General features: G+C 61.1%; 12 protein-coding genes and 1 pseudogene. 6 read left to right on the top strand and 7 right to left on the bottom strand.

All coding sequences use genetic code 11. From position 1 onward, the window contains the following. Window positions 1-737, bottom strand: a 737-nt coding sequence (locus G8O24_RS29230) for an IS630 family transposase (protein ID WP_244646049.1), incomplete at its 3' end; no start/stop codon positions are given. 110 nt (window positions 738-847) lie between these two features. Between G8O24_RS29230 and G8O24_RS45705 the strand changes: the two genes are divergently transcribed. The 6 genes and pseudogenes from G8O24_RS45705 (at window position 848) to G8O24_RS29205 (ending at window position 4,309) form a co-directional block, all read left to right on the top strand. Beyond that, on the top strand, window positions 848-976 hold the full coding sequence (locus G8O24_RS45705; protein ID WP_368736620.1) for a hypothetical protein: 129 nt from the start codon (window positions 848-850) through the stop codon (window positions 974-976). Window positions 977-982: 6 nt separating this feature from the next. Continuing rightward, window positions 983-1,539 (top strand): annotated as a pseudogene (locus G8O24_RS29225) (transposase). A 283-nt stretch (window positions 1,540-1,822) separates the two neighbouring features. Next, window positions 1,823-2,680, top strand: a complete 858-nt coding sequence (locus G8O24_RS29220) for an SDR family oxidoreductase (RefSeq protein WP_188105400.1) — start codon at window positions 1,823-1,825, stop codon at window positions 2,678-2,680. Between the two features lie 67 nt (window positions 2,681-2,747). After that, window positions 2,748-3,569, top strand: coding sequence for a DODA-type extradiol aromatic ring-opening family dioxygenase (locus G8O24_RS29215; protein ID WP_202988783.1), 822 nt, complete (start codon window positions 2,748-2,750; stop codon window positions 3,567-3,569). Window positions 3,570-3,760: 191 nt separating this feature from the next. Then, complete coding sequence (locus G8O24_RS29210; protein WP_188105399.1) at window positions 3,761-3,919, top strand: hypothetical protein; 159 nt, start codon at window positions 3,761-3,763, stop codon at window positions 3,917-3,919. 81 nt (window positions 3,920-4,000) lie between these two features. Further along, on the top strand, window positions 4,001-4,309 hold the full coding sequence (locus G8O24_RS29205) for a hypothetical protein (protein WP_188105397.1): 309 nt from the start codon (window positions 4,001-4,003) through the stop codon (window positions 4,307-4,309). A gap of 355 nt (window positions 4,310-4,664) precedes the next feature. On the opposite strand, the gene istB is transcribed toward G8O24_RS29205, so the two are convergent. The 6 genes from istB to G8O24_RS29175 form a co-directional block, all read right to left on the bottom strand. After that, on the bottom strand, window positions 4,665-5,417 hold the full coding sequence (gene istB / locus G8O24_RS29200) for an IS21-like element helper ATPase IstB (RefSeq protein WP_188105395.1): 753 nt from the start codon (window positions 5,415-5,417) through the stop codon (window positions 4,665-4,667). Window positions 5,418-5,431: 14 nt separating this feature from the next. Beyond that, complete coding sequence (gene istA, locus G8O24_RS29195; RefSeq protein ID WP_188105394.1) at window positions 5,432-6,967, bottom strand: IS21 family transposase; 1,536 nt, start codon at window positions 6,965-6,967, stop codon at window positions 5,432-5,434. A gap of 327 nt (window positions 6,968-7,294) precedes the next feature. Next, a complete protein-coding gene (locus G8O24_RS29190) occupies window positions 7,295-8,128 on the bottom strand; it encodes an efflux RND transporter periplasmic adaptor subunit (RefSeq protein ID WP_244646047.1) in 834 nt (277 codons plus the stop codon). A 35-nt stretch (window positions 8,129-8,163) separates the two neighbouring features. Continuing rightward, a complete protein-coding gene (locus tag G8O24_RS29185) occupies window positions 8,164-8,376 on the bottom strand; it encodes a DUF1656 domain-containing protein (RefSeq protein WP_188105390.1) in 213 nt (70 codons plus the stop codon). A 3-nt stretch (window positions 8,377-8,379) separates the two neighbouring features. After that, a complete protein-coding gene (locus G8O24_RS29180; protein WP_188105389.1) occupies window positions 8,380-10,464 on the bottom strand; it encodes an FUSC family protein in 2,085 nt (694 codons plus the stop codon). Continuing rightward, window positions 10,461-10,937: a MarR family winged helix-turn-helix transcriptional regulator gene (locus G8O24_RS29175; protein ID WP_188105387.1), complete on the bottom strand. Its 477-nt coding sequence runs from the start codon at window positions 10,935-10,937 to the stop codon at window positions 10,461-10,463. Before G8O24_RS29175 ends, G8O24_RS29180 begins: the two co-directional genes overlap by 4 nt. Window positions 10,938-10,962: the final 25 nt, after the last annotated feature.

Genomic DNA, 10,962 nt, shown 5'->3' with positions numbered 1-10,962 from the left:
TCGATCTCGTCGAGGAACTTGCGGAACTCGGCGGCACGGTGGCGTCCGTAGCACTTGCCGATGACCCGTCCGGTCGCAATGTCGAGGGCGGCGAACAGCGATGTGGTGCCATGCCTTTTGTAGTCATGGCTCCTTCGGGCCGGCTGGCCGGGACGCATCGGCAGCATCGGCTGACTGCGATCCAGCGCCTGGATTTGGGACTTCTCATCCACACACAGAACAATGGCGTGCTCTGGCGGCGAGACGTAAAGACCTACGACATCGCGCACTTTGGTCACGAAGTTCGGATCGGTCGAGAGCTTGAACGTCTCCATCCGATGCGGCTGGAGGCCAAAGGCCCGCCAGATGCGTTGCACCGTCGACACCGACAGGCCGCTGGTTTTCGCTATGTCGCGGGAACTCCAATGGGTGGCGTTTTCGGGGCAGCTCTCCAGCGTCTTGATGATCACCGATTCAATCCGGGCATCGCCAATGGTGCGCGGCGCCCCCGAGCGCGGCTCGTCGTGCAGCCCGGCCACGCGCCGCTCCACAAAACGCCGCCGCCACTTGCCCACCGTCTGCCGGTCCAGGCCCAGCTTGGCCGCCACTTCCGTGTTCTGACCGCCTTCCGCGCAGGTCAGCACGATCCGGGCTCTCAAAGCCAGCGCCTGCGCCGTCTTCCGCCGCATCGTCAGCGACTGCAGTTCGGCACGCTCGTCATGGATCAATATCAGGGGCGCAAGTTGCTGGGCTGCCATCAGATCCTCCGTCGCTGTTGCAGCCAACATCTCTCCCACAGCGACGCGAATCTACTGCGAATCTAAGATTGCGAACTTGTGACTCGGGACAATAGATCCTCGACGGCACCGTGGTGCGCGTGCGGCTCGACCGCAAGGCGACCGCCATCTCGCTGCTGGTCGTCATCGGCGTGCGTGCGGACGGTCAGAAAGTGTTGCTCGCGATCAAGAGTATGGGCGGCGAGAGCACCGAAGCCTGACGTGCCGTGCTCGACGATCTTATCCGCCGTGGGCTGCGGCGGCCCGAGTTCCTCATCGTCGATGGCGCGCCCGGGCTGGAGGCTGCGATCGCCGTCGTGTGGGATGGCGTGCCAGTACAGCGCTGCACGGTCCACAAGCACCGCAACCTGCTGGCGCACGCGCCCGAGCGCCTGCATGAGGAGATCACCGCCGACTACAACGACATGATCTACGCGGCGACGCCCGAGGAGATCGAGGCGGCCGCAAGGCCTTCCTCCGCAAATGGCGGCTCAAGCATCGCGCGGTGGCCGACAGTCTGCAGGAAGCCGACGACCGGCTCTTCTCCTTCACGCGGCTGCCGCCAAGTCAATGGAAGAGCGCGCGGACCACCAATGCCATCGAACGGCTGCACGAGGAGTTCAAGCGGCGGATCAAAACGCAGACCGTGCTGCCTTCGGCGGACACGGCAGCGATGTTGTTCTGGGCGCTGCTCGCCTCCGGCCAGATCAACATGCGCAAAGTCGACGGCTGGAAAACGCTCGCCACAAAGCCCATCAATCAGCCAATTGACCTCGCCGCATAATCAGATAGCCTCACGTCGCTGGAGATCGCGCTGCGATCCCAACCACACCGGGCGGCACCCTCAAGGTCCACAGGATATACATTGTCCAAGGCCCCATAAGGACGCGGAACATCGCTTCGACGGGACAAGATGGCTCATGGGCGAAACGGGTCATGGGTAGTTACTACGGAGTACCTACATTTCAACGGAGAGTCGCTTCCACTAAGATATTAAGCGAGAGACGGATTCTTGGCAATCGACTGCGGCTCCGCAATCCCAAGGCAAGTGTTCAGGAGACGAAGAGATGATTTTGGTGATCGGCGCGACCGGCAATATCGGGTCCGAAGTGACGCGGCAACTCGTGGCGAAAGGCGTGGGGGTCCGGGCGCTGGTCCGTGACAGGGCCAAGGCCGAGGCCGTGCTGGGAACGAAGGTGGAGTTGGTGGCGGGCGATCTTTCCCGCCCTGAAACGGTGGCCGCCGCCATGAACGGCGCGGACAAGCTGTTCCTGGTTACACCGCTTCATCTCGATCAGATCGCCATGAAATCCGCAGCGATTCAGGCGGCGAAGCTGGCCGGCGTGAAGCATATCGTCATGTCGACGGGCATTGGCGCGGGGCCGGACGCCGGTGTCGAAATCGGACGCTGGCATGGAAAGAACCAGGAAGAGGTGAAGGCGACGGGCGTCGTGTACACTTTTCTCCAGCCGACCTTCTTCATGCAAAACATGCTCATGTTCGCCGGCACGATCCGTGAGCAGGGTGCCTTCTATATGCCTCTGGGCGATAGTAAGGTTAGTTGGGTCGATGCCCGCGACATTGCCCAGGTCGGCGTTGTGGCCCTGACCGAGGCCGGACACGAGAACAAGGAATATCCGATCACCGGTAGCGAAGCGGTCAGCTGCGCGAAGATGGCCGCGATTTTGTCCGACGTTCTTGGCAAAGGCGTCAACTATGTCGACGTCCCGCTCGCCGCGGCAAAGGAAGGGATGATGTCGGCCGGGATGCCGGAGAAGCTGGCGGACCTGATGAACGAGCTCTACGCTCTGGGTCCGGCCGGTCATCTGGCCTATGTCGCCGATACGGTCGAAGCGGTGACAGGGCGCCGCCCGCGCACCTTCCGTCAGTTCGCCGAAGATCACGCTGCGGCCTTCAAGGGATGAAATCTGCGGTGCGAATGTTCACGAAAACTCGGCCGCAGCAGATCGCGGCTTGGATCGTAGGTGCGCCTTGAGCAGGCTACCCACGCTCTTCGTGCCCCATGGCGGCGGCCCCTGTTTTTTCATGGAGTGGAATCCGCCCAACACGTGGGATCGGATAGCGGCGTACTTGCGCCAAATTCCGGAGGACGTCGGCGCACGCCCGAAGGCCATCGTGTTGATATCAGGTCATTGGGAGGAAGAGGTCGTTACAATCCAGAACAATGCGTTCCCGCCGCTCCTTTATGATTACTACGGCTTCCCGCCGCACACATATGAGATCAAGTTTCCGGCCGCTGGCGCCCCGGGGCTGTCCGCTCGGATCGCCGCCTTGCTGGGTGAGGCGGGCATTGACTGGAAATACGATCACAGCCGGGGCTTTGATCATGGCGTGTTCATCCCCTTGAAGGTTGCGTTCCCCAATGCCGATGTCCCGATCGTGCAGGTCTCGCTGCTGGCGAGCCTTGATGCCAAGGATCATATCCGGCTGGGGCTGGCGCTGGCCCCCTTGCGCGACGAAGGCGTGCTGATCATCGGCAGTGGCATGACCTACCACAACATGCAGACCATGATGGCCAGCATGCGCGGTGGCGGCAAGCCCGTTTCTCCAGACCCTGGGTCGCAGCGCTTCGATGGGTGGCTGGAGGAGGTTCTCACCAGGGCCACGCCCGAGAACCGCATCGATGCGCTTGCTGCCTGGGACAAGGCGCCCGCCGCCCGTGACGCCCATCCACGTGAGGAACACCTTCTGCCGCTTCACGTCGCGGTCGGCGCGGCCGGTACTGATCCGGGACGCAAGACGCTGACGGATGTCGTCATGGGGGCGGTCGAATCGGCATTCCGGTTCGGGTGATGTTTCGGGCCATCGCGGCCCGTTCGGCCGAACCAAGTCAAACGGCTATCGCACTGACGCCGTCATGAGATGCTGACGATCTCAAATCTCGACGGTCAGCAAGTGTCTCTCTCGGTCAAAGCCTACCGCAGTCTGACCGAACTGCTCGACAACATGGACCGCAGCTTTTTCGTATAACGGTGCGACCAATCATGTGGGACGAACTCGGTATTGGTCCCTGCGACGATCCAAAGGCGGTCCGTCGCGCCTACGCGGCGCGCCTGAAGAAGCTCGATATCGACCAGGATCCCGCTGCCTTTGCGCGCTTGCGCGAGGCGCTCGAATGGGCCTTGGCCGAGATCGATGACTGAGCTTCGCGGCAATTTCAACGATCCCGTGCTCGATCGTCCGAACCGGACACCGGGCAGGTTGTACGGAATGATTTTGGTCCCTTGCAGCCGATCGGCGACGTGTCATCAGACCCGGTTCGTCGAAGGTCCGACGCGCCGGCGCCAGACGACGTTTCCACGGCAGAGCTGGAATGGCTCGACTTCTCGACTTCCGAGCGTACAGTGCTCGACGCGTTTGAGGGTGCGTTTGGGCGGCGCGACGCCGCCGCGGCCTTGGGTCTTTTCAATAGCGCAGCGCTTCCGCTGCCGGATGCGTTGGTGCAGATCGATAGGCTGTTCGAGCTGCTGGTGGACCGATACGACGGTCGAGCTCGGCCGCATTTCAGCGTGCGGATCGCGCGCAGCGGATGATCCGCTGGAATACGCCGCTCCAGCGGCACATAGCTGAAAAATCCTTCCGAGCGCTGATCTTCCCCGCGCATCGCCTGCCCCAACCCAAAGGAATCGAACAGATGCACAGAATCACACTCCAACCATCACGCAAAACGACTTTTTCAGCATCCTGCTCTAGACACCTATGGTCTCAAGGACGTGATCCATCAAACAACCTGATCCGCCGCGCTCCCGGTAAAGACTCGCTGCGGATTCCAACGAAGCCGGCCATGCATTCCAATTCGAAGCCGGCCGGGTATTCCGATCTGAAGCCGGCCACCCGTGGCGTCGTTCGCATGGGTCAAATTCATGATGTCGTTGAGGACTGGGAAGGTCAAGAGACCGGTTGGTTTTGGGCGGGCTGCTTCTGCTTCCTGAGGCTCTCTCCCTTGAGTTCGATGCGATAGGCATTGTGAACGAGGCGATCGAGGATGGCGTCGGCGATGGTGGGGTTTCCGATGATCTCGTACCAGCGGTCGACGGGCAGCTGGCTGGTGACGATGATCGAACGCGCTTCGTATCGGTCCTCGATGATTTCGAGCAAATCACGGCGCTGGTCGGCGTCGAGAGGTTCTGGTCCCCAGTCGTCCAGGATCAGCAGGTCGAGTCGTGCGATCGCCCGCAGCATCCTGGTATACCGTCCATCGGCGCGGCCGAGTGCGAGAGCGGCGAACAGACGCGGGACACGATGGTAGGCAACGGCGAAGTCATCCCGACAAGCCTTGTGGCCGAGAGCGCACGCAAGCCAACTTTTGCCAACGCCGCACGGCCCGGTGACGAGGAGATTATGTCTTGCCCGGATCCAGTCGCCGGCGGCGAGTTTTAGAAAGAGCGCGCGGTCGAGCCCGCGGATGGCACGGTAGTCGACATCCTCGATGCAAGCGGCATGACGCAGCTTGGCGGCGCGAGCTCTGCTCTCAAACCGCTTTTGCTGACGCTGCGTTTTCTCCTGTTCCAGAAGCAGGGCCAGCCATTCGGCATGTTCGAGGCTGCGTGCTTCGGGCTGGGCATCAAGCTCCTTGAAGCCTTTGGCCATGCCGTGGAGACCGAGATTTTGCAGCAGATCAAGCGTGGGGTGGGTCAGCATGCTGGATTTTCCTTTCAATGGAAGTAGCCGGGGCCGCGGAGATTGGGATGGTCGACGACCGTGTCATCAGTGGCGCGAGCGCTGCGATCGAGTTTGTTGGCGATGATCGAGGCAATGCTCTTGTAGGTCAGCGCGCGGACCGCGATGGCGCGGGCAGCGATCAACTCGGCGCGTTCCGGATCGAGATCCTTGAACAGCCGAAGCACACCCAGGCAGGTCCGGAATCCCTGTTCGGGATGAGGCCGATTAGCCAGGATGGCGAGGACGAGACCTTCGGTATTTTGTCCGATCGATCGTCCCCAGCGACGGAACCGCTCGGGAGTCCACTCGGCGTAACGCCGATGCGCGCTGGGCATGTGGTCGGGATCGGTGCCGTGCCGGCGGCCGCCGTAACGGCGCTGGTGAGCTGCAACACGCGAACCCCGATGGAACAGCTCGATGGTCCGGGTGGTGGCGCGAACGTCGACCTGCTCCCGGATCAGCCCATGGGGAACAGAGTAAAAGAACCCGTCGATCTCGACATGATAATCGAGCGAGACGCGGGCCACACGCCATTCCGCGAACTGATAATCGGCATCCGGCAGCGGCGCCAGGACAGGCATCTCGACCGTCTCGAACAATTGTCGACGACTAACGCCGAGCCGGCGCATGACGTGCGCGTTGATCCGCTCCAGCGCGGCGGCGATTGCCGCGTTCGCCTCGACCAGCGAGAAGAAGGTCTGCCGGCGAAGCCGCCCCAGGATGTAGGTCTGGGCAAAACGCACCCCGGCTTCCACTTTTGCCTTATCCCGGGGTTTTCGTGGCCGCGCTGGAAGGATGCCGACGCCACAATGGGACGCCATCATTCCGTAGCTGCGATTGATTTCAGGATCGTAGAACGAGGCCCGGTGGATGCCGGACTTCAAATTGTCCGGAACGACAAGCCGTGGCACCCCGCCAAAGAACCGGAACATGCGGACATGGGCCTCGATCCAGTCCGGAAGTGTCTGCGTCCAGGTCGCCTCGGCGTAGGTGTAATTCGAGGCGCCAAGCACGGCGACGAAGATTTCCGCTTCACGCACCACCCCGGTGTTGCGATCGACGATCATGATTTTCTTGCCGGAGTAATCAACAAATACCTTGTCGCCGGCCGGATGATCCTGCCGCATCGTCGGAGACAGGCGCCGCTCGAACTCCCGGAATAAATCGCAGAACCGGCTGTAGCCATATCCTTCCGGGTGAACCGCGCGGTACTCTTCCCAGAGCACCATCAGATTGACGCCAGGCCGCTTCAGTTCGCAGGCAAGCGAGGCCCAATCTGGCTCGACGCGCCGACGGAAGCCGCGCCTGACGCCGGCGTGGGCAAATAGGCGCTGTTCAAGAACAGCATCAGTCAGATCGCCCGCCAAAGGCCACGTAAGCCCGGCAGCTGAGGCGCGCTTGAGATTGTCCTGGATCGTGCTGCGCGCCACGCCGAGCGTGCGGCCGATCTCCCGGGCGCTCACCCCATCACGGGCAAGCCGCAGCATTTGTCGTATCTGTCGCATGGTCAGTTCTCGCTTGGCAGGCATCCGCTTCCCCCCGTTGATCAACGAGGGACTTGATGCCCGAGGGACTGACCCAAACGAAAACGCTACCTTCCCGAAAAACCGGCCGGCTTCAGATCGGAATGCCGGCCGGTTTTATTTCGGTATGGTGGCCGGCTTCAAATCGGAATACCCGGCCGGAATAAATCGGAATCCGCAACTCGCAGCGCCTCAAGCGTATGACCGCCCTCTGGGACGACGGATTCCTCGCGAGCCTCGTCGCAGCTTAAATGCCTTCACCCGACTCCCCTGGGCGCAGGGGGCGGTCGCAAGCCTCTTCCAGCGCTGCTTGCGATGGCTGATCGCCAGCCGCTATTTCGTTGACGGCGTCAAAATTTGTACGGTCGCGGTTTGACCGACGATCAGAGGTGTCTCCGCAGCGGCCTCTTTCAGCTTGATGCGCACGGGTACGCGCTGGGCGAGACGAACCCAGGTGAACGTGGGATTGATGTTTGCTAACAGACCGGAGCCCTCCGTCCGCTCCCGGTCCTCGATACCGCCCGCGATGCTGTCCACCGTGCCGTAAAATACGTTCGGTCGGCCCATCATGTGGATCATCGCCGAATCTCCGATTTTGATGTTCGGAATTTTGGTCTCCTCGAAATAGCCCTCCACACGTATGGAATCCGTGTTGATGAGGGCCATGACCGGCTTTCCACTCGCGACATAATCTCCTGGCTGCAAGGAGAGATTGGAGATGACGCCGTTCACGGAAGCCTTAATCTCGGACCGCTCCAGGTTGAGTTTCGCCAGATCCCGGTCCGCCAATGCCTGCCGACAGGCCGCTTCGGCTTGGTTGGCGGCCGTCCGATCTAGTTCGACGCGCTGACGCGAAGCAAACTCCCGCAGATCCTGTGATCGCTCGACCTCTCGCCTTGCTTGCTCGAGCACGGCTTGCCGACCGGAAACGGCGGCTTCGGCCTGCTCCAGGGCAAGCACGAACCGCTGCCTGTCGACCCGGAACAAGACATCGCCCTTATGGACAATCGTGTTGTCGTGAACGAGGACGGCGTCGACCAGGCCGGATACATCCGGCGCGATCTGGACGACGTCCGCGCGCACACGAGCATCACGCGTCCAGGGTGCTTCGATGTAGTAGTTCCACAATCCGACGGCGACAACCGCGGCAGTTGCCACGACAATCATCGTCAGGATAACTCGCCCTAAGCCCGGAGGGTAGTTCATGGAGCGACAAGCATTCGCGTGAGGGAAAAGAAAATGCCGAGAATGATGGCGTAGACCGCGAGGTCAAAGGCGGCGCGGTGCCAGACCAAGGCGTAGAAGCCTGTTTGGCTTGCCACATGGCGCACAACCAGGCTCGTGATGTAGGCGGCCAACATCAAACCAAAGAAGCCCGGGACATAGAGGCCGTAAATGTTGAGCTCAGGAGGCATCGCCTACTCCGCGGCCACTGCCGGCAGATCGAACGCCCCGCTGCCGTAGCATTTTGATGTCGCACTGGCCGGCCCGTTGGCCAGCGGAAACAGAGACCGTCTTAGACCAACCAGAGCATCCAGCGAGGTCAGACGAATCTGCCCCCGCGCGCTCGACAACACAGCCCACAGCGTTCGATCGATATCGTTCAGCAGACTAGGGGACGGAGACACGCGCTCACGATCGATAAAACGTTTACGGAATAGCGCTGCTACGCCCTGGAAGATCGCATCGAGCGACTCCCTCGCGTCGGCGGACAGGACCCTGCGATTCCGCTGCAGGGTGATGATATTGTATCCGGTTCGTAATTCGGCGAGTGCGTCGACGAATGTGAGTGTGGAAGATTGGTCCGAAGCAAGCCGGGGAACGAGCTGGACCAAGCGATCGAGTGTTCGGCTGTTCAAGGCTGCGTGGTCGAGCACGCGCGCACCCGATGCGAGTTCAGCGAGATCGGCCCAGCCGGCGTGAATCAGGCGGTGTGCCGCAAATTCGGCGCCGAAGGGCTTCGTGAGCAGTGTCCAGACCTCCGCAAAAATGAGTCCTGCCACGATGGCGATCCCGTTTTCTGCATAAGAAACGAAATCAGCGCTGTACCGCCCTTGCAAGGCGAGGTCGCCTGAGAGCCCTGTCGTCAACAGAAGCGAGATAAGCGACAATTCGGGGCGCGACGTGAGTGCTGCGGCTAGCAGCAGGGGCGGCGCAAGCACAAATACGATGAGCTCGAAATCGCTGATGCGCGGAAGAATGGCAAAGAGATAAAGGCCGGTCAGAGCATAGGCCACGACGCTCCAGATCAGCATCTTGCGCATGAACGGGGCGGGTCGGTCGAGACCGCCAAAGAAACAGCATGCGATGGCAACGAATGCCACGCCGTTGGCGCCGTTAATCCAGCCGCTCCAGATCCAAGCCAGACCTGCAATGAAGGTCGCCATCACGGCCGAGCCAACGGAGAGGAGAATGAGTCCGTGATCATAGTGTAGTTCGCGCCCGATGATCGGTCGATGACGGAGCATCAGCCTCCGACCTGTCGATTTCGAGCCTTGGGCGATTTGGCCCTGCAAAATTAGGCAATCCTGCCAGAGATCGATAAGTTCGCTCAGCCTCGCAATGAGGCTCGCTTGCACAAGCCGAGGCCAAAGGGCTTCATCGCCAACAGCCGGTTCCAATCGCCGCAGATAGTCGCGAAGCTCATCCGGAATTCGGTCAGTTGCCGGATCCGGAGAGGTTTTGATCCACGACGCGATCCTCCTGGTGGCCTCATCCAGTTCGGGCGGAAGTTCTTTCAGCTCAAGGCGAAGCGCATGCAACCGATCCGCGATCGAGGAGAGGAGCGGCAACATGAGGAGAAGGCGGCCCTTCAGTTCCAGTGCATACTGCCTTACGTCGCGGCCGCTGGCGCTACGGGAAAGCTGGCTGACCATAGCAGTCAGGGGAGAAATATCCGCGGCCAGTCGCTGGCGGGTCAGGGGCGTCTCGGGTTTCGTCTCGCCTGAAAGCAGGATCTCCTGAGCCCAGGACGAAGCATCGTCCAACCATCTGGCGATGGAGGCCTTGAGAACGGGCCCGATATTTGTTGGAAACAGCACTGTATTGATAACAGCCGCAACGACTATACCAACGATGATTTCCTCGCTCCTCGCCACAGCGACATCGAAGATGGTTTCTGGTGCGTTCACGGTGGGTAACACGGTCAGGGGAAGCGTGTAGCCGGCGAGAAGGTACGGATAGTTGCGCGGCGTGCGGTCATGGAGAGCGATGTAGAGAAAAGCCCCGGCCCAAAGCGCGATGGCGAGCATCAAAAGCTCCGGCGCATTGACCAAGAGAGGAACCAGAATGACTGCGCCTGCTGCCCCCAACAGGGTCCCAAGAACGCGATCGAATGCTTTCGAGACCGTTGCTTCCGAAAAAGGGTTTGCTACCACATAAACCGCAGTCATCGCCCAATAGGGCCGCGGCAAGCCAGCGGCAAAGGCGATGTAGAGAGCCAGCATCGCAGCGACGAAGGTCTTTATTGAAAACAGCCAATCGCGCCACGACGGCATTGTCATGGGATCGCCTTCGTAAGAAGCGGCGCGGGCTGCGTCCTTGAATTTTCGTCCGCGCGATCGATGGCCCGAAAGACCCTGAGCGTTGCTTCCACATCCGCATCGCTCACATCGCTCAACACTTCCTCACGCAATTCGCTCAAGGAGCGTTCTATTGCGACCGCCAACGGTTCGCCGGCGGGTGTCAGCCAAATCAGGTTGACGCGCCGATCCTCGCGATCGTCCCGGCGCTCAATCAAATTCAGCGTGCTGAGCTCGTCCAGCAGTCGGACAAGCGAGGTTCCCTGGATGCCGACATAGTCCGCAAGCGTAACCTGCCGTACCCCTCCGAGCCGCCTGACCCAAAGCAGCACGGTAGCCCGGGCTTCCGAGATCTGATGCTCGACCAGCACGCGCTGAGCGAGCCGCCGCCATTGCCGACCAGCTTCCAGCAGGGTCGAGGTCAGGCAGAAGCGGGGAGGTCCCAGATCATTCATGGCACTTCCTTCGCATACGGATGAC

It is taken from the genome of Bradyrhizobium campsiandrae, assembly GCF_014529705.1.
GTDB classification, from domain to species: domain Bacteria; phylum Pseudomonadota; class Alphaproteobacteria; order Rhizobiales; family Xanthobacteraceae; genus Bradyrhizobium; species Bradyrhizobium campsiandrae.
Note: the sequence above shows the minus strand (reverse complement) of the source record. Positions and strands in the feature narration are given on the sequence as shown.